Source organism: Mesorhizobium sp. P2_D6 (assembly GCF_056404315.1).
Window position 1 is genome coordinate 130,644 of sequence record NZ_JBFUEG010000003.1, and the last position, 21,589, is coordinate 152,232.

Here is a 21,589-nt window from a genome sequence, read left to right on the forward strand (position 1 = left end):
GGGTTTGTTTTTTCCGATTCTGGTTTCAGAACCCGTGGGGGCCGCGATGCTGACGCGTAAACAACATGAACTTCTGATGTTCATCCATGAACGCCTGAAGGAGAGCGGAATCCCGCCGTCTTTCGACGAGATGAAGGAGGCGCTCGACCTCGCGTCCAAGTCCGGCATTCACCGCCTGATCACGGCGCTTGAGGAGCGTGGCTTCATTCGCCGGTTGCCGAACCGGGCGCGCGCGCTCGAGGTGCTGCGGCTGCCCGACTCGATCGCACCCGGCCTCAATGCGGCGAAGAAGTTTTCGCCAAGCATCATCCAGGGCAGTCTCGGCCAAGGCGGTCAGGGCCAAGGCGGTCTCGGCCGCCAGATCAAGCCGGCCTCCTCGTCTCGTTCGATGTCGGCCGGCAATGACGACGCCGTTTCCGCGGTGTCGATCCCGGTGATGGGCCGCATCGCCGCCGGTGTGCCGATCGACGCAATCCAGCACCAGACGCATTCGATCTCGGTGCCGCCGGACATGATCATGGGCGGCGAACACTATGCGCTCGAGGTCAAGGGTGACTCGATGATCGAGGCCGGCATTTTCGACGGCGATACGGTGATCATCCGCAATGCCGATACGGCGAGCCCCGGCGAGATCGTGGTGGCGCTGGTCGATGAAGAGGAAGCGACGTTGAAGCGCTTCCGCCGCAAGGGCGCCTCGATCGCGCTGGAAGCCGCCAACCCGGCCTACGAAACCCGCATCTTCGGGCCGGACAGGGTCAAGGTGCAGGGCAAGCTGGTCGGCCTGATCCGGCGCTACTGAGCCGGCTTACTTTTCGAGCCGCTTGTAAGGCGGCAGACCGCGTGCTTCGCGTGAGAAGCGGCGTTGCTCGTGCCAGGGACGATAGGGCTTGTCGACGGCGAAACGGATCATTGGCGCTGTCGCGGCCGATTGTGGGTCGAAGAAGACGGCGGCACTGCCATCGCGGGCAAGTTGCTTCTTGGTCACGACCAGCACCAGCGGGTCGCGGCACGGATTGTAGGCGGTGGCGTCGTCGATGACGATCAGGCTCGCGAAAGCGCAGGCTGGCCGCGCTGTGTTGCGGTCTTTTGCCAGCGCGATGATGGCTCCGGCCGGATGCCGGGCAATGCAGAGATTGCCTGTGCAATAGAAGGGCGAGCCTGGCGGCAGGTCGAGCGGGTCTAGATCGAACCGCGTGTCCGTTGCCTCGAAAATCTCAGGCGGGATAATGGTTTCGGCTCTCAATGCCCGTTTCCAATTATCGGTGGTGAATTCGTTCCAGCGTTCCCGGTTGAGCGCGAGTTCGCCGCCGCCGATCGGCAATGCCACCAGATGCGCATCTTCCGAGATAAGCAGATCGGGCGTGCGCACCTGTGGCACAGTCAACAGGCCGGCCAGCGCGAAAGGCACGGCCGCCAGCCTCAGCCACGTGGTGGCCATGGTGGCGATGACGAGGGCGACCGCCACCAGCAGCACCGAGCGGATAGAGATCAGGCCGACGGCATCGACCGGCGAACGTTCGGAAATCCAGGCGGAGATGGCGATCATCGCCGCCAGGCCCTTGCCCATCACATAAAGGAACGGTCCATCGGCGCCGAACGGCATCGCCAGCGCGCTGAGCACGGCGAAGGGCATGACGATCAACGACACAATCGGCATCACGGCCAGATTTGCGAGCAGGCTGAGTGGCGACACGCGCTGGAAATGCCAGATGGCGAATAGCGCGGTGGCACTTCCGGCAATGATCGAGGTCATGGCGAGGCCGCCCATGGCCAGCAGGAATCTTCGCGACAGAAAGCCGACGAACGAGCGCCTTGCGGGCGGCGTTCTCACCTTGTCGGCACGGTAGTCGGCCCAGCCGGCATAGGCGCCGACAAGGGCGGCGGTGGCCGCAAACGACATCTGGAAACTCGGGCCGACAACCTCATGCGGCGACACAAGGATGACGGCGATGGCCGAGATCGCCAGATTGCGCATGGTCAGCGCTGCGCGATCAAACAGCACCGCGACAAGCATGACCGCCAGCATGATGAAGCTGCGCTCGGCGGCAACCACGATGCCTGAAATGACGAGATAGGCGGCGATGGAAACAAGTGCCGCTGCGGCGGCATATTTCTTGACAGGCCGGCGCGAGGAGAAATCGGGAAACAGCGCGAAGGCGCCGCGCAACAATGCCATGATGGTGCCGGCGACCAGCGCCATGTGCAGGCCGGAAATGGAGATGATGTGGTAGATGCCAGTGCGCCGCATAGCCTCGTTGACCTCGTCCGGAATGCCGGCGCGCACGCCGACTATGAGCGCCGCGGCAATCTCGCCTTCGGCGCCGCCGATTTTGCCCCTGATATGGTCGGCAATGTTTTCGCGCGCATTCTCGATTGCCGAAGAGAGCCGTGCGGTCAGCGGCGGCGGGCCCTGCGAAGCAATGGTTTTCGGATTGCCGAGAAAGAAGCCGCTGCCGCCGATACCGGCGAAATAGCTGTCGAAGGAGAAATCGTAGCTCTCCGGTCGCACCGGACCCGTCGGCGGCAACAGCCTGGCATAGCCGGCGATGAGGGAGCCGGCGGTCATATCGGCCGGAATCCCACGCGCCGAGAGCCTGACCCGCTCCGGCGCGTAGCGCAGCTTGGGGTGAGCGGTGGAAATAATGTCGAGCGTCAGCCTGACGCGGCCGTTTTCCATCTCCTCAAGGCTGACGACGCGTCCGGTCAGCCGTGTCTGGATCTCGGAGCCCAGCATTTGCGTTCCGGCGCGCCAGGTCTCGACCTTGGCGGCGACGACGCCGAGCGCGCACAGCATCGCGGCCACGCAGAGCAGATGCGTCTTCGGCCAGGACCGCGCGACGGCTGCGCAACAGGCCATGAGCAGCACAATCGCGATTGGTTGGGCAAAGCCCGGCTCGCTGGCCAGCGAGAAATAAATGATGACGCCGGCCGCCAGGAAAACCGGCACAAGCAGGAAGGCGACGCCGCGGTCGAGTTCGGTGCCGGCGGCCACGGCAAGGCTGCGACGGATTGCTGGCCATGTCGAACGGCGCAGCAGCCTACGCAAACGGATGGCGGATCCGGGCACAGCGACCGGCACCGACGCAGTGTCATTCGGAGACAAAGGCCGGAGGCCAGGTCGCGTCTCGGGCAGCGCGACGGGCATCGGCTCGGCGTTGGGACTATCGGCAAACAAGGAGCGTTCGTTGACGCTTGTCGCAGCGCCCTCGCCTTGATCCTCGCCCCGGCCACGTCCAGCCATCGGGTCTGCCCCTTGCGCCCCAGACCCCCTATGCTACATGAACGCGCAAAGCGCGAAAGTCCGCGCGATCACGCCCCCCGTTTTCTAGCCTTGCCCGAGAATTGCAATGTCCAACAAAATTGCCATGTCCAACAGGGTGGTCACCCGTTTTGCCCCCTCGCCCACCGGCTACCTGCATATCGGTGGCGCGCGCACGGCGCTGTTCAACTGGCTGTATGCCAAGCACACCGACGGCACGATGCTGCTGCGCATCGAGGACACCGACCGCGAGCGTTCCACGGAAGCGGCAACCCAGGCCATTCTCGATGGGCTTACCTGGCTCGGCCTGTCCTGGGATGGCGGGGCCGTCTCGCAGTTCGAGCGTGCGCCGCGCCACCGCGAGGTGGCCGAGGAGTTGGTGCGCCTGGGCAAGGCCTATTACGCCTACGAAACACCGGCTGAGCTTGAGGCGATGCGCGAGGCGGCGCGCGCCAAGAGCCTGCCGCCGCGCTATAATGGTGCGTGGCGCGACCGCGACCCCTCCGAGGCGCCCGCCGGAGTCAAAGGCGCCATCCGCATCAAGGCGCCGACCGAGGGCGAGACCGTGGTGCATGACCGCGTGCAGGGCGAGGTGCGCTTCCCCAACAAGGATCTCGACGATTTCATTATCCTGCGCTCGGATGGTGTCCCGACCTACATGCATGCCGTCGTCGTCGACGACCACGACATGGGCGTCACCCACATCATTCGTGGCGACGACCATCTGACCAACGCCGCGCGCCAGACGGTGATCTACAACGCCATGGGCTGGGAGGTGCCGTCCATGTCGCACATCCCGCTGATCCATGGCGCCGACGGCGCCAAGCTGTCGAAGCGGCATGGCGCGCTCGGCGTCGAGGCCTACCGCGCCATGGGTTATCTGCCCGAGGCGCTGCTCAATTATCTCGCCCGCCTCGGCTGGAGCCATGGCGACGACGAGGTGATGTCGATCAAGGACATGATCTCATGGTTCGACATCGGCGACGTCAACAAGGGTGCGGCGCGCTTCGACTTCGCCAAGCTCGACGCGCTTAACGGCGTGCATATGCGCAAAATGGATGATCAGGCACTTCTCGACATCTTCGTCGCCACTCTTCCCTATCTCGAAGGCGGTCCGGCGCTGGCCGCCCGCCTCGACGACACCAGGAAGGCGCAGCTGCTGGCCGCCCTGCCCGGCCTGAAGGAGCGCGCCAAGACACTGGTCGAGCTTGCCGACGGCGCCGGCTTCCTGTTCGTCGAGCGGCCGCTGCCGATCGACGAGAAGGCGGCAGCCCTGCTCAATGCCGACGCGCGGGCGATCCTGCGTGGCGCACACGCGGCTTTGCAGACGGTTTCGGGCGAATGGACGGCCGCTGCTGCGGAAGCCGCGGTGCGCGAGTTCGCGGCGGCCGGCGGCCACAAGCTTGGCGCCGTGGCCCAACCGCTGAGGGCAGCCCTTACCGGGCGCAGCACCTCGCCCGGCGTTTTCGACGTGCTTGCCGTGCTCGGCCGCGACGAAAGCCTGGCGCGGATTGCGGATCAAATCGATTAGGAGCGAACTGGCCCAAGAAGATTGGCATTGAAAGGCGCGTTTCGCAGTGCAACATTAGGCCCTGGCCCAATCTGGCACGCACCTCCCAAAATGCGGTGGCGAGTTCGCGCATTCCGGTGATTTCGACGTGTCGTTAGCAGGAATTGCCTTGCCGGCATGAGGAACATGAAGGAGTTTGAGAATGAGCGAAGCTGCGACAAAACTGGAAACCGGCAGCAAGACGACGCACCCGTCGACTGCCACGCTCGAACTGGCCGGCAAGACGCACGAATTCAAGGTGCGAAGCGGCTCGGTCGGGCCTGACGTCATCGACATCGGTGCGCTCTACAACACCACCGGCGCCTTTACCTACGACCCTGGCTTCACCTCGACGGCGAGCTGCGAGTCGGCGATCACCTTCATCGACGGCGATGCCGGCATCCTGCTGCACCGCGGCTATCCGATCGACCAGCTGGCTGAGCACGGCGACTTCCTCGAAGTCTGCTACCTGCTGCTCTACGGTGAACTGCCGACCAAGGCGCAGAAGGACGATTTCGACTACCGGGTGACGCGCCACACCATGGTGCATGAGCAGATGTCGCGCTTCTTCACCGGCTTCCGCCGCGACGCGCACCCAATGGCTGTGATGTGCGGCGTGGTCGGCGCGCTGTCGGCCTTCTATCACGACTCCACCGACATTTCGGACCCGTATCAGCGCATGGTCGCCTCGATGCGGCTGATCGCCAAGATGCCGACGATCGCGGCCATGGCCTACAAATACCATATCGGCCAGCCTTTCATTTACCCGAAGAACGAGCTGAACTTCGCCGCCAACTTCCTGCACATGTGCTTTGCCGTGCCGTGCGAGGAATACAAGATCAACCCGGTGCTGGCGCGCGCCATGGAGCGTATCTTCATCCTGCATGCCGACCACGAGCAGAACGCCTCGACCTCGACGGTGCGTCTTGCCGGCTCGTCTGGTGCCAATCCGTTCGCCTGCATCGCCGCCGGCATCGCGTGCCTGTGGGGCCCGGCACATGGCGGCGCCAACGAGGCCGCGCTCAACATGCTGGGCGAGATCGGCCATGTCGACCACATCCCGGAATTCATCGCCCGCGCCAAGGACAAGAACGATCCATTCCGGCTGATGGGCTTTGGCCACCGCGTCTACAAGAACTACGATCCTCGCGCGAAAATCATGCAGAAGACCGCGCATGAGGTGCTGGGCGAACTTGGCATCAAGGACGATCCGCTGCTCGACATCGCCATGGAGCTGGAAAAGATCGCGCTGACCGATTCCTACTTCATCGAGAAGAAGCTCTATCCAAACGTCGACTTCTATTCCGGCATCACGCTGAAGGCGCTGGGCTTCCCCACCACCATGTTCACCGTGCTGTTCGCGGTCGCCCGCACCGTCGGCTGGATCGCGCAGTGGAAGGAGATGATCGAGGATCCACACCAGAAGATCGGCCGCCCGCGCCAGCTCTATACCGGCGCGCCGGAACGCGACTACGTGCCGATCGCAAAGCGGTAATCGAAGCCGCATGCGGTTTCGCCATGATATTGCAAAAAGCGCCCGCAAGGGCGCTTTTTAGTTGGAGTGACGAAGCTTGATGTGGCGAAGAACGATATCCGCCGCGATATCGCCGGAGGGCTTGTCAGTGGCCATGCGCCTGGCAACCTCGGCAAAACCGTCCTTTTGCCAGGTGCGATAGGCTGTGTCTGAAAACAGAGCCTCGAGCTGCCGCGCCAGATAGCGCGGTCGCACATATTGGTTGTAATGCTCCGGCACGATCGCCTGGTCGGCGATCAGATTGGGCAAGGCGGCGCTCCACACCGTGACCAGCCCCTGGACCATGCGCATCACCGGATCGAGCCGGTAGCATGAGATCATCGGCACACCAGACAGCGCCAGTTCGAGCGATACCGTTCCCGAAGCAATCAACGCCGCATCGGCCTTGCCGAAGGCCTGCCATTTGCGCTCGGCATCGAGGATGATCTCAGGCTTCTCGTCCCAGCGTGCGGCCGATGTTTTGACCAAGTCGGCGACATGCGGCACCGTGGGCAACAGCAGGCGCAGGCGGTGCCCGCGCGCGCGCAGCGCCGAGATTGTCTGGCCGAAGGGATCGATAAGCCGGCTTACCTCGCCGCGCCGCGATCCGGGCAGCACAAGCAATGTCTTGACGCGGTCCGCCGAGAGATCGCGCGGCTGGCCTTGCGCCCTTGCCGCGCTGAGCACACCCGGATCACGCGTGAGGCGGTGTCCGACATAGGTGCCGGGCGGGCCGCCGAGACGGCTGAGCTCCTTCACCTCGAAAGGCAGGATGCACAGTATGTGGTCGACATAGGGCTTCATCGCCACCGCCCTGCCCGGCCGCCATGCCCAGACACTCGGGCAGACATAATGGACGATCGGGATGGAAGGATCGGCGGCGCGGACCTTTTTGGCCACGCGCAAAGAAAAGTCAGGGCTGTCGATGGTGATCAGACAGTCGGGTTTCTCAGCAGCGACCGCACTAGCCGTCTGGCTGATGCGCCGCATCAGGCGCGGCAGGTCGCGTAGAATGGCGCTGAGTCCCATCAGCGCGATCTCGGTCCCGTCGAACAGCGGCACCAGCCCGAGCGCCTGCAGATGCCGCCCGCCAATGCCGACCAGCCTGATATCGCGCCCGGTCATGCGCTTTAGCGACTGGACGATGTCGGCGCCCAACAAGTCACCGGACTCTTCGCCGGCGACGATGGCGATCTTCAGCGGCTTCTCAGTTGCCATGGCCAGGCCCCGCGGCCGGCAGGCCATACACGAACAGTCCAAGCGCGTTGGCGCGCGCGACAACGACGGGACCTTCGAGGATCAGCGAACGGCCGGCCTCGACGGCAATGCCGGCAAGCCCTGCGGCGTGTGCTGCCTCGACCGTCTGCGGGCCGATGGACGGCAGATCGGCGCGCAGTTCCTGGCCGGGCTTTGCACATTTGACTAGGACACCGCGCGTCTTGCCGGCGAGCCTGCCATGGCCTCGCAGCTGCTGCGTCCGCTCGAGCAGTCCATGAGTGCCCTCGACGCCTTCCAGGGCAATAGTGCGGCCACCGATGGCGATGGCCGCCTGACCAATGTCGAGCGCGCCGATGGCCTTTGCCGCCGCATGCGCCGCTTCGATATCGCGCCAGTCAGACTTTCGCGGCACTGCCTTGGTCAGCGGCCCTTCGGCCGCGACAAGTTTCGGCACGACCTCATGCGCGCCGACAACTTTGATGCCGCGCGCCTCCAGGCCGCGGGTCAATATCTTCAACAGGCCGTCATCGCCGCGCGCAAGCGCCATCGCCACCGAGGGTATCAGCGCCAGCAGGCCAAGGCTCGGGCGCATGTCGACCAGCCGCGGCCTGCGCCTGATCTCGCCGGCAAGCACAAGATGGGTGATCCGTCGTCGCCTCAGCAACGCAACCAGCGAGCCAATGTCTTCCAGGGCGAGGCTTTCATGCTCATAGATGGTGAGCTCGGACTGACGGTCGGCCTGGCCTTCGACCAAGATCATGACCGGCGGATGTCCGGCCTCTGCCAGGCCGGCGGCAACTTCGACCGGCAGGCTGCCGCCGCCGGCGATGATGCCGACCCTGGCGTCCGGCGCGAGATCGAGGCCCGTTGTCCTGGCCTCAGTCTTCGTCATCGGCATCGTCGCCGGCGCCACCTTTAAGCGACGGGACGGCATAGTGCCGTTTGCCGCGACTGGTGATGAAATCGATGATTTTCATTGCGGTCGGCGACGAGGCGAACTCGGCCTTGGCGAATTCAATGTTTTCGCCGACGGTGCGGGAGCGGTCGAAGATCGTCTTGTAAGTCTTGCGCAGCACCTGGATTTCGGCGCGCGACAGGCCTGAGCGCTTCAGGCCGATGATGTTGAGGCCGCGCAGGCTGGCGCGGTTGCCGACGGCAATGGCGTAGGGGATGACATCGCCGACAATCGCCGAGCAGCCGCCGAGAAAGGCGTTGTCGCCGATACGGACAAACTGATGAACGGCCGTCAGGCCGCCTATATAGACATTGTTGCCGACCTCGCAATGGCCGCCCAGCGTGGCCCCGTTGGCGAAGGTAGCGTTGTTGCCGACGACGCAGTCATGGGCAATGTGGGCATAGGCAAGGAAATTGCCATTGTCGCCGACGGTCGTCTCGCCACGGCTGGAATCGGTGCCGAGATGCATGGTCACGCCTTCGCGGATCGTGCAGTTCTGGCCGATAACCAATGTGGTGCGGCCACCCTTGTGCTTGGTGTTTTGTGGCGGCCCGCCCAGTATCGCCATCGGATAGACCTTGGTCCCGACGCCGATGGTGGTCGCACCCAGCACCGAGACATGGCTGACCAGTTCGACCCGGTCACCGATCACGGCGTCAGCGCCGACAAAGCAGAAAGGTCCGATAGAGGCGCCTTCGCCAATTTGGGCACCGGCCTCGATAACGGCCGAGGGATGGATTGAAGTCTGTATTTTCATGAGCATGTCGAACCGTCAGCCGGTAACCATCATGGCCGAGATCTCGGCTTCGGCGGCCTTTGCGCCTTCCACCATGGCCTCGCAGGCGAATTTGAGCAGGTTGCCGCGCATCTTGATTTTCTTGACGTGAATCTTCAACTGGTCGCCCGGAACGACCGGTTTGCGGAATTTCGCGTTGTCGATGGTCAGGAAATAGACCAGTGACGGCTTTTCCGTGTTGAGACTGCGAATGCAGATCGCCCCGGCCGTCTGTGCCATGGCCTCGACGATCAGCACGCCCGGCATCACCGGCTGGTCCGGGAAATGGCCCTGGAAATGCGGCTCATTGATGGTCACGTTCTTGATACCGATGGCCGAGTCGTTGCCATCGATCTCGACAATGCGGTCGATCATCAGGAAGGGATAGCGATGCGGCAAAAGCTTCATCAACCCCAATATATCGACCGCTTCGAGCGTCGCCGGCACCATCTCAGCTACTTCCCCCCTCGCCCTGCTTGCGCGTCCTGGCGAGCTTGCGCAGCATGGCGATCTCGCGCATAGCTTCCGCCATCGGCTGTGCCGGATAGCCTCCCCAGATCTCGCCGGCCGGCACGTTGCTCATGAACCCGCTTCTCGCCGCAAGCTTGGCCCCCGATCCTATGGTCAAATGATCGGCAAGGCCAACGCCACCGCCCATGGTGACACCATCGCCGACGACGACGGAGCCGGAGATACCCGAAAGCCCTGCTATAATGCAATTGCGGCCGATGCGAACGTTATGGGCGATCTGCACCAGATTGTCGATCTTGGTGCCCTGGCCGATGATTGTATCCGACATGGCGCCGCGATCGACTGTCGTGTTCGAGCCGATTTCAACATCGTCCTGGATGATGACGCGGCCGATCTGCGGCACACGCTCGGGCCCTTTGGCACCGCCGACGAAGCCAAACCCGTCCTGGCCGATGCGGGCGCCACCATGGATGATGACGCGGTTGCCGATCAGCGCATACTGGACGCTGACGCCTGGACCAATATAGCCATCGCGACCGATCTGGCAGGAGGGGCCGATAACGGCGTGGGGCGCAATGACCGTTCCGCCGCCGATGGAAGCGCGTGGGCCGATGACCGCTCCGGCTTCGATGATCGCGCCGGCCTCGATATGCGCCGAGGCATCGACATGAGCCTGCGGGGAGACCCCGGTTTCGCTGGTCATCGGTCCAGGGGTGGCCGCCATCGGGAACAGCAGCCGGCCGACCATGGCGAAAGCCTGTTGCGGCCGAGGATGGACCAGAACCGCGATGCCGGCCGGCGCCTTGGCGGCGAATTCGGTGGGACAAAGCACCGCCGCCGCCTTCAGCGACTGCATCAGCGCGAAATTTCGCTTGCCGTCGACGAAGACGAGCGCACCCTCGCCGCCTTCACTGGCTGGCGCCAAGGCGTCGATCGATATGTGGGCAAGGTCGGAATCGACTAGCGCAGCGCCGGTCAGATTCGCGACTTCGCCGGCCGTATACCGGCGTGATGGCGCGAAGAACACCGGATCGGTCATTCCAGAAGCAATATCCAGCTAGGTCGGATCAGTTTCTTCCGGACCCCAACGGCCCGGAAGCATCGTTACCCGAACGTCAGAAGCGGCTCGACATGCCGAAGTTGAATTCCTGCACGTCGTCGGTCGACTCTTTCTTGACCGGGATCGCGTAGTCGATGCGGATCGGGCCGAAAGGCGACGACCACAACAAGCCGACACCAACCGAGGCGCGCAGCTTCATGTCAGTTGAGGTTTGGGTGACACCAGCGGTGTCAATATTGCTGCCATACAATGTGGCGGCATCTGCAAACACTGCGCCACGCAGGCCGAAGCTTTCCGGAATGACCGGTACCGGGAACTGGGCTTCCGCCGACGCATTGAAATAGGTGGTACCGCCGAGATGGTCACCCGTATTGATGTCCGCAGGGCCAATGCCACCATACTCGAAACCGCGGATCATGCGGTCGCTGCTCTGAAACTGATCGAAGATACGCAGGCCGTTATCACCATAGCCCGCAATATGGCCAGCGCCGCCTGAAATTAGGCCGACCAGATCCAGCTGTTCGGACAAGGTCTGGTAGACGGTGCCACGACCGGTAACCTTGACGAATTTAGCATCGCCACCAAGGCCGGCCACTTCCACCGTCGAGGTGGCGTAGATGCCTTCATGCGGGCTCTTCATGTCGTCGATGGTGTTGTAGACCAGCCCAAGGCTGACCGACGACTTGATCCACGGGCTTTCGTCAATTCCCTCGACGATCGCCGGAGATATATTGCAGTCGGCATCCGGAATCCCGTCGCCAGGTGCGTTGCCCGGGATAGGAGGATTGTTATCGCAACCGTCGTCGAGCTTGTACTTCTCCTGGGCGATATTGTACGCCAGCTGCGTCGAGATATTGTCGGTGATCGGCAGGCCGAAGCGGACCGTTGCACCGAGCGTCTCGCTGTCATAGTGGTCGTAGTTGCGCGTCTGCTGGAAGATATCAAACCCAGCGGCGATACGGCGTCCGAGGAAATAGGGCTCGGTGAAGGAGAGGCTGTAGTCGCGCGAGTTCTTACCACCGCCGGCGCCGACCTTGATGAACTGGCCGCGACCGAGGAAGTTGCGCTCCGCGATCGATGCTTCGACGGACGGACCTGCGGTCTCGCCACCGGTCGAATAGCCGGCGCCGACCGAGAATTCGCCGGTCGACTTCTCGACCACGTCAACCACGAGTACGACCTGGTCAGGCTCGGAGCCGGGAATAGTCGAAATGTCGACTTTCTCAAAATAATCCAGCGCTTCCAGCCGCTTCTTCGCGCGCTGAATGAGGACCTGGTTGAAGGCGTCGCCTTCGCTGACGTCGAACTCACGGCGAATGACATAGTCGCGCGTGCGATCGTTGCCGCGGATCTCGATGCGCTCGATATAGGCCTTGGTACCTTGGTCGATCGTATAAACGACCGAAATGGTGTGGTTCTCGAAGTTGCGGTCGCCGCGCGGCGTGACCTGGGCGAAGGCATAGCCCGAACCCGCGACCTTCTCGGTCAGAGCGATGATCGTGTCCTCGACATCCTTGGCGTTGTAGACATCGCCCTTGTGGGTCTGGACCACCGATTCCAGCGACTTCGAATCGACTTCCGGAATGGTGCTCTCGACGCTGACATCGCCGAACGTGTAGCGATCGCCTTCCTGCACAGTGATGGTAACAGTATACTGGTTGGTGGTGTCGTCGAGCTCACCGACAGCGGAAACCACCTGGAAGTCGGCATAGCCGTGATTGTAGTAGAAGCGACGCAGCGCCTCCTGGTCGGCGCGCAGCTTGTCCTCGTCATAGACGTCGTCGCGCAGCACAAAGGACAGGATGCTTGAGCGCTTGGTGGCGATGACGTCGGACAGGCGGCGGCTCGAATAAGCGCTGTTGCCGACGAAATTGACCGCAGCGATCTTGGTGCGGCCGCCTTCGTTGATGTTGAAGACCACGTTCACGCGGTTGTCGCCGAGATCCATGATCTGCGTCGTCACGGCGGCATCGTCACGGCCGATGCGCCTGTAGGCGGCCTTTACCGCCTCGACGTCGGAATCGAGCGTTGCCTGCGAGAAGGTGCTGCGCGGCTTCAACTGCACCGCAATTGCCAGCGCGTTGTCCTTGAGCTTCTTGTTGCCCTGGAACAGGACCTGGTTGACCACCTGATATTCAGACACCTTGACGACCAGCGCCGAGCCGACCTGGTTGATCTGGACGTCCGAGAACAGCCCGGTGCCGAACAGCGCCTTGACCGCATCGTCGATATCGGCGCTGGAAAACGCCTTGCCCGGCTTGATGGTGATGTAATTGCGGATGGTGTCGGCGTCGACACGCTGGTTGCCACTGACCTCGACTCTCGAGACAACGGCCGCCTGCGCAGCAGATGTGGCAACGAACTGCACGGCGAGCGCGCCTGGCACAACCAGAGCGGCGGACATAGCCACCGCGGACGCGGCGCTCAAAAACTTGGATGCTGCCTTCATCGGGCTTTTGTACCTTTTCTCGAAGTCCCCACGGCGAGAAAACCGGACGTGCGGTAATTTCCCCTACCGTATTAACCGGATTTTCCCTACACGCAAGGCTTCTGGTTAATTTGTAATTACTTAACCCTGATGCGTGGCTTTCGCGTCACGCATACCCCCGCGCATGGTAAACGGCGTCTCAACATTGCCGGTGCCGAAGCCGAATTTCTTCATGATTTCAGCACCCAAACAGATCATTCCAGAAAACGAAGCCCATAAATCCCAGCACCAGAAAGAGGCCGGCCCGGTACCCCATTTCCATCATCCGCTCCGATACCGGACGCCGGAAAACGGCTTCGATGGCGTAGAACAGGAGATGGCCGCCGTCGAGGGGGGGAATCGGCAAAAGGTTCAGAATTCCGATCCCGACTGACAGCAATGCAACAAGTTGCACCAGCCATTCGAAGCCGAGTTTGGCCGCCTGGCCCGACATCTTGGCGATCTTGATCGGACCGCCCAGCTGGCATTTGTCTTCGCGGCCGACGACGAAACGTTGCAGGAAGTTGCCAGTGCCCTGAATGGCCTGCCCCGTCTGCTCTACCGCCGCTCCGAGCGCGCCAATCGGACTGTAGGTGATCACCCTCGGCTGACCGAGCTCCTTGTTGTTGACGACGCCGATGACGGCCACCTTGGTTTTGTTGCCCAGCGCGTCCTGCTGTTCCATCAACTCCGGCGTTGCGGTGACGGTGATCTCCTTGCCATCGCGCAGCATCGTAAAGGTGAGCGAGTCGCCGGCGCGACCCTGCACAAGGCGCTGGACGTCGGCGAAGGTCTCAACCTTGCTGCCGTTGACGGCGACGAATCGATCGCCGGGCAAAATGCCGGCCTTTTCCGCCGGGCTACCGGCGGTGACTTGAGCCACCATCGGCTCCAGCACCGGGCGGCCATAGAGAGAAAACATCACGGTGAAGACGGCGATGGTCAAAAGGAAGTTGAACAGCGGCCCGGCAACCACCGTGGCCGCGCGCTTCCAGATCGGCCGTGTGTGGAAGGCAACTTCGCGTTCGGCATCGGTCAGCTTCTCCAGCTCTTCCGTGCCGGGCTGGCTCGATGTGGCGCTCATGTCGCCGACGAATTTGACATAGCCACCGAGCGGTATGGCGCAGAGCTTCCAGCGCGTGCCGTGGCTGTCGTTGAAGCCGAAAAGCTCAGGGCCGAAGCCGATCGAGAAGGCTTTTACGCCGATGCCGCACCAACGGCCGACGAGGTAGTGGCCCATTTCGTGAACGAAGACGACGACGGTCAGCACGAACAGAAACGGCACCAGCGTGCCGAGGACAAAGCCTTGCGTGCTGAAAAACGCGTGAAGTATCTCGTTCAAGTCGTGCCCTCAAATTCACCCACGGCGAAAAGGTGACGCCGCGACTGTGACATCAATCCAGGCGAATCCGTGGCACGCGCCATTTCTTCGCCATCAAATGCCGCTCAAGCCGGAAAAAGCCCCTGCGCCGGATGATCGGCGCCCGCCGAAATCCAACCGATGACGTATAGGGCAAAAGCCGCCGCGACAAGCCCATCCACCCTGTCCATGACGCCGCCGTGCCCTGGTATCAACGCGCTGGAATCCTTGCGGCCGTGCCGGCGCTTGACCCAGGATTCGAAGAGGTCGCCAGCCTGGGCGACAATAGACAACACTAACGCGACCAAAGCGAGGACGCCAAGATTGCCGGCCCCGGCGGCGGCGGCCAGAAGCACGCCGGCGACCACGCCGCCGACCGCACCGCCAAGCGCGCCGCTTTGCGTCTTACCGGGTGAAATCGATGGCGCAAGCTTAGGCCCGCCGACGGCGCGGCCGACGAAATACGCAAAGATGTCGGTCGCCCAGACCACGGCGAACAAAAACAGGATCGCGATCAGGCCGGAACGGTCGCCGTCGCGCAATAGCGCCAGCGACAGGCCGGACAGCGCTGCGTAGGCAAGGCCGGCGGCATCCCATTGCGCGGTTCCGCGCATGCGTGCGCCGACCGCCGCAACGACAACCATGGCCAGGACAAGAGACAGCAGCCACGACGCCGGCACGCCGGCGATCAGGGCGCCGACGAAAACCAGAAGCAACGCCTCTGGAACGAATCCGAGGGCCGCACCGGCCGCAGGGCGCGACATGCGCGCCCATTCATAGAAGATGACTGCCGCCATGCCGGCGCAAAGCAAGCGGAACCACAGCCCGCCCAACCAGGTCAGGCCAAGTGCTATTGCAGCCAGCACCAGTGCCGAGACGATGCGAAGCTGAAGATTGTTCATCCCGCCGGTCACGAGGCGGCGACATCTTGGGCGGCGAGCCCGCCGAAGCGGCGCTCGCGGCCGGCGAAGTCGCGCAGTGCGTCGGCCAGGTGTTCGCGGCTGAAATCGGGCCAATAGCAGGGCAGGAAGACCAGTTCGCTGTAGGCTGCCTGCCACAAAAGGAAGTTCGACAGCCGAAGCTCGCCGCTGGTGCGGATGACCAGCTCCGGGTCGGGAATGCCCGCGGTATCGAGGGCGCCGGCAAAAGATTCCGCCGTGATCGCCTCGCTGTCGATCTCGCCGCGCGCCACGGCGGCTGCGAGCTTGCGCGCCGTGCGCACGATCTCGTCGCGCCCGCCATAGTTGAAGGCGATGATAAGCGTCAGCGCCTCATTGCGGGCGGTCAGCGATTCGGCCTCTTCGAGCAGGCCTCTGATGTCCGGCTGCAGCCCTGCCCTGTCGCCGATGATCCTGACGCGCACGCCGCTCTGGTGCAGTTCGGCCAGATCGCGGCGGATGAACAGCTTCAACAGCCCCATCAGGTCGCTGACTTCGGATTTTGGACGCGACCAGTTCTCCGACGAAAAGGCGTAGACGGTCAGGAAGGAAATGCCGAGACCGGGCGCAGCGCGCACCGTCTTGCGCAACGCCTCGACGCCGGCGCGATGGCCGGCAAGCCGCGGCATGCCGCGCGCCTTGGCCCAGCGTCCGTTTCCATCCATGATGATCGCGACATGCGCGGGCGTTGCCATGGTCTCGCTTTCGGGCCGGTGTGGGCCGACCCTAAACCTGCATGATTTCAGCTTCCTTATCGGAAAGCAGGTGATCGATGGTGCTGATCGTCTCGTCGGTCAGCTTCTGGACCTGATCGGAGCGCTTGCGCTGATCGTCCTCGCTGATATCGCCGTCCTTTTCCGCCTTCTTCAAGAAGTCCATGCCGTCGCGGCGGACATGGCGCGCCGCAACGCGGGCGTTCTCGGCGTAGCCGTGCGAAATCTTGACCAGTTCCTTGCGGCGCTGCTCGTTGAGCTCAGGCAGCGGAATCCTGAGATTGGTGCCATCGACGATCGGATTGAAGCCGAGATTGGATTCTCTGATAGCGCGGTCGACGGCGCCGACCATCGACTTATCCCAGACTGAGACCGAAATCATGCGCGGCTCCGGCACCGACACGTTCGCCACCTGGTTGATCGGCATGGTGGTGCCATAGGCCTGGACCTGGATGGCGTCGAGCAGATTGCTGGAGGCGCGGCCGGTGCGCAGCGAAGCCAGGTCGTGCTTGAAGGCTGCGATCGCGCCATCCATGCGCCGCTTGAGGTCGTCGAACTCACCACTCATCTTAGTCTCCTCGACCCGTTTGACCCGGGTTCACTGCTTAGGGCCCGAATAGCCCGCTTTCGAAAAACTGATCCCCTTTCCGGAGAGTATACTCCGGATCACTCGTCGGCGACGATCGTGCAACGGCCGCCGCCCCTCAGAATATCGCCGAAACCACCTTTTTCGTGGATCGAATAGACGATTATCGGGATGTTGTTTTCGCGCGCAAGTGCAATTGCGGCGGTATCCATGATCGAAAGGCCCTTGTTGATGACTTCGGCGTGGCTGATGCGCTCGAAGCGGGTCGCATTCGGATCCTTCTTAGGATCGGCGGAATAAACACCGTCGACCTGGGTGCCCTTGAACAGAGCGTCGGCGCCGATCTCGGCGGCGCGCAAGGCTGCGGCCGAATCGGTGGTGAAAAACGGATTGCCGGTACCGCCGGCGAAAATGACGACCTTGCCCTGGTTCATATAGGCGGTGGCCTGGCGCTGGGAAAAACTCTCGCACAGTTCTGGCATGGCGATCGCCGACAGCACGACGGCTTCGACGCCGATCTTGTTCAGCGAGGTGCGCAGCGCCAGCGAGTTGATGACCGTGGCTAGCATGCCCATATGGTCGCCGGTGACGCGGTCGCCACCCTTGGACGCTACCGCCACACCGCGAAAAATGTTGCCGCCGCCGATCACAACGCCGACCTCGATGCCGAGCGCGCGGGCTTCGGCGATATCGGCGGCGATGCGGTCGACGACCGAGACGTCGATGCCGAAATGCTGCTCGCCCATCAACGCTTCGCCCGACGCTTTCAGCAAGACACGTCGATAGAGGGGCTTTGCCGTCATCTGGACCTCGTCATTGTTGCGTGTGGCGCGCCTGGGCAGGCCGCCCTAATGCGGGCGCCGCCGCTGGCGCGATGCCGAGTTCCGATACACGAAGGGCGCCGCGATGTCACGCGGCGCCCCTCGCCAATTCCGCCCGTATCGTCGCGGCCTGTCAGTTGCTGGTGATGCTGACGGCGGCGCCTTCGACCACCAACGGCGGCGCATAGCCAGACGGCTTATCGCCGGTCACGGCGCCGCCGGTAACCCGGGCCTGAATCTCGGAACCGAAAAAGGAATAGGGGAATGGCGGCGGCATCTTGCTGACCGTATCCAGTCGCGCGCGCAACTCGGCGGGGATCTCGAAATCCAGCGCAGCCAGATTGTCCTGCAACTGCCCCAGTTTGGTGGCGCCAAGGATCACGGTGGCAATGCCCGGCTGCGTTGCCGCCCAGTTGACAGCGACCTGGGGCATGCTGCGCCCGAGCTCGGCGGCGACCTTTTCGAGTTCCGCCACGATCGCCCAATTGCGGTCGGTGAATTTCTGGAATCCCGGATGGGTGGTGTTGCGAAAGCCGTCGAGCCGGCCGGCATTGCCATCCTGCGTCGGCCGGTATTTGCCGCTGAGCAGGCCGCTGGCCAGCGGGCTCCACACCATGATGCCGGCGCCATGGCGAGTGCCGAAGGGCACGAATTCATGCTCGATCGAACGCTCGGCCAGCGAATATTCGAGCTGCAGGGCCGACACCGGTTCGTAGCCGCGCCATTCGGCGATCGTTTGCGCGCGACCCGCATACCAGGCCGGCACATCGGACAGGCCGACATGGCGAATTTTGCCTGCGCGCACGAGATCATCCATCGTGCGCATGACCTCCTCGGCCGGCGTCAAGCCGTCCCAGACGTGCATGAGATAAAGGTCGATATAGTCGGTGCCTAGCCGCTTCAGCGAAGCATCGACGGCGCGCAAAATGTTCTTGCGCCCATTGCCGCCTGCGTTCGGGTTGCCGGGTTCCGCGTTGAAGGTGAATTTTGTGGCGATCACCGCCCTGTCGCGCAAGCCTCGTTCGGCGATGAATTCACCGAGCCAGGTTTCGGCGGTGCCCCCGGTGTAAAGGTCGGCAGTGTCGAAGAAATTGCCGCCGGCCTCGACATAGGCGTCGACCATGGCGCGCGCCGTTTCCCTGTCCGCGCCCCAGCCCCATTCGGTGCCGAAGGTCATGGTGCCCAGCGCCAGCCGGCTGACGCGCAGGCCGCTGTTGCCGAGCGTGTAATAGGTCATGGTCATGATGTTTCTTCCGATGCTGATCTGAATGCTGCCGACTTACTGGCCGGGGGTTGCCTTGACCCAGGGATTGCCGCGCTCATGCGTGGCGCGGAAAATGAAGCCGTCGACTTTCCAGCCGGCGCCTGAGCGGACCAGATGATGCTCGTAGGTGCCCCAGACTTCCCATAGTGGGTCGCCATTGCCTTCCATCCGGTTCCAGGCATAGCCGTTCGAGGAGACGGTGGCCGCATCCGCCTCGAGAGCCACCTGGTGGTTGGTGCGCAGGTGCAGGCTGGTCTTGCTGCCGCGGAGGTTGCCGGCCCAGGTGCCGATCAGATGGTCGGAGGCGATGGTGGCCGCGGGCTGCCCCGACAGGCTGCTGAAGTCGACAGTGACACGGTCGGCGAAATAGGAACGGGCAAGCTTCCAGTCCTGCGCATCGACGGCACGGTCAATGGCGTCGGCGATGCGGATGACGGCGCGTTCGTCGGCGAGCGCGCGCCAGCCGGACGGCTCGGCGCCGCCGGCATCGGCCGGCGCCAAAGCAAGGCCCGCGGCGAAGGTCATGTGTTTCAGGGCGTTCATGCTTCTTTTCCTTGGTGTATCGGCCACCGCCGACCTGTTGGCGACAATGTGGGCCGTGCAGCCGACACCGAGAAGATTGAATTGTTCGCAAGGACTATGCGATATCATTCATGAATGGACCGCGACCTGCTCACTCATCTGCCTGTCATCGTCGCCGTTGCCCGGCGCGGCGGCTTCGCGCTTGCCGCGGCCGAACTCGGCATGTCCCCATCCGCGGTCAGCCATGCCGTGCGCCTCGTCGAGGAGCGCATCGGTCAGCCGTTGTTTGCACGCACGACGCGCAGCGTTTCATTGACGGAAGCCGGCAAGGCGCTGGTGGAGACGGCGGCCCCTGCCCTTCAGGACATTGCCGAACGGATGGACCGCATCCGCGCCATCAAGGGCCGACCCTCGGGTCTGCTCAGGCTCAACGTCCCCAACATCGCTATTCCGCTTGCCGTCACGCCTGTGGTCGCTGCGATGGCGGAGCGCTATCCGGACGTGACTGTCGAATTGCTCACTGACCAGGGACTCATCGACATTGTCGGCGAAGGTTTCGATGCCGGCATCCGGCTGGGCGAGATGATCGCGCAAGACATGGTGACGGTCCGGCTGACGCCACCATTCAAGGCCGTCATCGTTGCCTCTCCCGCCTATGTCGGCCGGCATGGCCGCCCGCGCAGCGTGGCCGATCTCGCCAATCACAATTGCATCGGCTACCGGCTCGTCCGCTCCGGCGCGCTCTACCGCTGGGACCTGACTGAAGACGGCAAGGATGTCGTGGTTGAGGCGAAGGGCAATGTCATCGTTACGGATTCGCTCGCCGCGATCGACCTTGCGCTTGCCGGCGTCGGGCTGACCTATGTGTTCGAGCCGCTGGTGTGCGCGGAATTGGCCGCTGGGCGCCTCGTGCAGATCCTGCCGCAAACGGCGATCGAAGAGCCCGGCCTCTTCCTTTACTTCCCGCGCCGGGCGTCGATGGCGCCGAAGCTCAGGGCCTTCATCGATACCGCACAAGAAATCGGCCGAGCATCCTTGCGGACACCCGGCCGAGTTGCCTGAGCTGAGAAGCCCCTTTTCAGGGACTATTTCCAAGGATTATTTCTTCACCGCAGCCGCGACTTCCGCCGCGAAATCGGTCTCTTCCTTTTCGATGCCTTCGCCCAACGCAAAGCGCAGATAGGCGGAGATCTTCGCCGGAGCGCCGATTTCCTTCTCGGCATCCTTGAGCGCCTTCTCGACAGTGATGTCGGGATTGAGCACGAAGGCCTGCTTCAAGAGCACGACTTCCTCGTAGAACTTGCGCAGGCGGCCCTCGACCATCTTTTCGATAATCGCTTCCGGCTTGCCGGACTGGCGTGCCTGGTCGGAGAAGATCGCCTTTTCGCGTTCCACCGCAGCCGGATCGATCTGCTCGGCCGTCAGCGCCATTGGGTTGGTGGCGGCGACATGCATGGCGACCTGGCGGCCAAAGGCGTTGGCGGCATGCTCATTGCCCGTGGTTTCGATCGCAACCAGCACGCCGAGCTTGCCAAGGCCGTCGGCGACCGCGTTGTGGACATAGGTCGCCACGGCACCATGCGGCACCGTGAGCTTCGCCGAGCGGCGGAAGCTGATATTCTCGCCGATGGTCCCGACAGCGTCCTTGATCACCTCGGTGACAGACTTGTCTGAACCAGGATATTTGGCGGCAGCCACCGCCTCTGTCGTGCCGTAGGCAAGCGCCACCTTGGCGATGTTGCGGACGAGTTCCTGGAATTGCTCGTTGCGGGCGACAAAATCGGTCTCGGAATTGACCTCGACGATCGCGGCCTCGCGCACGCCGGCATCAACGCCGATCAAGCCTTCGGCAGCAGTACGGCCGGCCTTCTTGTCGGCCTTGGAGATGCCCTTCTTGCGCAGCCAGTCGACGGCCTCTTCCATGTTGCCGTTGGTCTCGGTCAACGCCGCCTTGCAGTCCATCATGCCCGCGCCCGTCAAGTCACGGAGTTCTTTGACCTGTGCAGCCGAAATGCTCATTGTCGCCTCTTTGTTTTAAATGCACCGACGCACCACCGGTACTCGGTGATGCGTCCGTTTAGCGTGCCAAAATATTAGAAAGATGAAGGCCGGGACCGG

At 63.0% G+C, this 21,589-nt stretch carries 19 protein-coding genes; 4 read left to right on the forward strand and 15 right to left on the reverse strand.

Going from position 1 to position 21,589, the window contains the following annotated elements; genetic code table 11:
• The first annotated feature begins 46 nt into the window (after positions 1-46).
• Positions 47-799, forward strand: a complete 753-nt coding sequence (gene lexA, locus AC1D1L_RS06985) for a transcriptional repressor LexA (RefSeq protein ID WP_436259880.1) — start codon at positions 47-49, stop codon at positions 797-799.
• 6 nt (positions 800-805) lie between these two features.
• Here lexA and AC1D1L_RS06990 read toward each other — a convergent pair whose 3' ends face one another.
• Complete coding sequence (locus tag AC1D1L_RS06990) at positions 806-3,241, reverse strand: ComEC/Rec2 family competence protein (protein ID WP_477340007.1); 2,436 nt, start codon at positions 3,239-3,241, stop codon at positions 806-808.
• 124 nt (positions 3,242-3,365) lie between these two features.
• On the opposite strand from AC1D1L_RS06990, the gene gltX reads away from it, so the two are divergent.
• Together gltX and gltA are read left to right on the forward strand one after the other, a co-directional pair.
• Complete coding sequence (gene gltX / locus AC1D1L_RS06995) at positions 3,366-4,790, forward strand: glutamate--tRNA ligase (RefSeq protein ID WP_477340733.1); 1,425 nt, start codon at positions 3,366-3,368, stop codon at positions 4,788-4,790.
• A gap of 181 nt (positions 4,791-4,971) precedes the next feature.
• On the forward strand, positions 4,972-6,303 hold the full coding sequence (gene gltA, locus AC1D1L_RS07000; RefSeq protein WP_142865733.1) for a citrate synthase: 1,332 nt from the start codon (positions 4,972-4,974) through the stop codon (positions 6,301-6,303).
• 57 nt (positions 6,304-6,360) lie between these two features.
• Here gltA and lpxB read toward each other — a convergent pair whose 3' ends face one another.
• From lpxB to AC1D1L_RS07065, 13 genes are all read right to left on the reverse strand, one after another.
• The gene (lpxB, locus tag AC1D1L_RS07005; protein ID WP_477340009.1) at positions 6,361-7,539 is read right to left on the reverse strand and encodes a lipid-A-disaccharide synthase; all 1,179 of its coding nucleotides are present in this window, start codon (positions 7,537-7,539) and stop codon (positions 6,361-6,363) included.
• Positions 7,529-8,431, reverse strand: a complete 903-nt coding sequence (locus tag AC1D1L_RS07010; RefSeq protein WP_477340011.1) for an LpxI family protein — start codon at positions 8,429-8,431, stop codon at positions 7,529-7,531. Before AC1D1L_RS07010 ends, lpxB begins: the two co-directional genes overlap by 11 nt.
• Positions 8,418-9,251: an acyl-ACP--UDP-N-acetylglucosamine O-acyltransferase gene (gene lpxA, locus AC1D1L_RS07015; protein WP_477340013.1), complete on the reverse strand. Its 834-nt coding sequence runs from the start codon at positions 9,249-9,251 to the stop codon at positions 8,418-8,420. Before lpxA ends, AC1D1L_RS07010 begins: the two co-directional genes overlap by 14 nt.
• Positions 9,252-9,266: 15 nt before the next feature.
• Positions 9,267-9,719, reverse strand: coding sequence for a 3-hydroxyacyl-ACP dehydratase FabZ (gene fabZ, locus AC1D1L_RS07020; RefSeq protein WP_142865736.1), 453 nt, complete (start codon positions 9,717-9,719; stop codon positions 9,267-9,269).
• A gap of 1 nt (position 9,720) precedes the next feature.
• The gene (gene lpxD / locus AC1D1L_RS07025; protein WP_477340015.1) at positions 9,721-10,779 is read right to left on the reverse strand and encodes a UDP-3-O-(3-hydroxymyristoyl)glucosamine N-acyltransferase; all 1,059 of its coding nucleotides are present in this window, start codon (positions 10,777-10,779) and stop codon (positions 9,721-9,723) included.
• Positions 10,780-10,855: 76 nt separating this feature from the next.
• Complete coding sequence (gene bamA, locus AC1D1L_RS07030; RefSeq protein WP_477340017.1) at positions 10,856-13,249, reverse strand: outer membrane protein assembly factor BamA; 2,394 nt, start codon at positions 13,247-13,249, stop codon at positions 10,856-10,858.
• Positions 13,250-13,466: 217 nt separating this feature from the next.
• On the reverse strand, positions 13,467-14,609 hold the full coding sequence (gene rseP, locus AC1D1L_RS07035; protein WP_477340019.1) for an RIP metalloprotease RseP: 1,143 nt from the start codon (positions 14,607-14,609) through the stop codon (positions 13,467-13,469).
• Positions 14,610-14,713: 104 nt separating this feature from the next.
• Entirely contained in the window at positions 14,714-15,529 is an 816-nt protein-coding gene (locus AC1D1L_RS07040; protein WP_477340021.1) for a phosphatidate cytidylyltransferase, read from the reverse strand.
• An 8-nt stretch (positions 15,530-15,537) separates the two neighbouring features.
• Entirely contained in the window at positions 15,538-16,311 is a 774-nt protein-coding gene (locus tag AC1D1L_RS07045; protein WP_352586170.1) for an isoprenyl transferase, read from the reverse strand.
• A complete protein-coding gene (gene frr / locus AC1D1L_RS07050; RefSeq protein WP_112561637.1) occupies positions 16,292-16,846 on the reverse strand; it encodes a ribosome recycling factor in 555 nt (184 codons plus the stop codon). Before frr ends, AC1D1L_RS07045 begins: the two co-directional genes overlap by 20 nt.
• A gap of 98 nt (positions 16,847-16,944) precedes the next feature.
• Positions 16,945-17,667 carry a UMP kinase gene (gene pyrH / locus AC1D1L_RS07055; RefSeq protein ID WP_192253866.1) on the reverse strand — a complete coding sequence of 241 codons (723 nt, stop codon included), beginning with the start codon at positions 17,665-17,667 and terminating at the stop codon, positions 16,945-16,947.
• 151 nt (positions 17,668-17,818) lie between these two features.
• Positions 17,819-18,928, reverse strand: a complete 1,110-nt coding sequence (locus AC1D1L_RS07060) for an aldo/keto reductase (RefSeq protein WP_477340024.1) — start codon at positions 18,926-18,928, stop codon at positions 17,819-17,821.
• A 36-nt stretch (positions 18,929-18,964) separates the two neighbouring features.
• Entirely contained in the window at positions 18,965-19,492 is a 528-nt protein-coding gene (locus AC1D1L_RS07065) for a nuclear transport factor 2 family protein (RefSeq protein WP_477340026.1), read from the reverse strand.
• Between the two features lie 114 nt (positions 19,493-19,606).
• Here AC1D1L_RS07065 and AC1D1L_RS07070 point away from each other — a divergent pair, with 114 nt between their 5' ends.
• Positions 19,607-20,533 carry a LysR family transcriptional regulator gene (locus tag AC1D1L_RS07070; RefSeq protein WP_477340028.1) on the forward strand — a complete coding sequence of 309 codons (927 nt, stop codon included), beginning with the start codon at positions 19,607-19,609 and terminating at the stop codon, positions 20,531-20,533.
• 36 nt (positions 20,534-20,569) lie between these two features.
• On the opposite strand, the gene tsf is transcribed toward AC1D1L_RS07070, so the two are convergent.
• Positions 20,570-21,490: a translation elongation factor Ts gene (gene tsf / locus AC1D1L_RS07075; protein ID WP_477340030.1), complete on the reverse strand. Its 921-nt coding sequence runs from the start codon at positions 21,488-21,490 to the stop codon at positions 20,570-20,572.
• Positions 21,491-21,589: the final 99 nt, after the last annotated feature.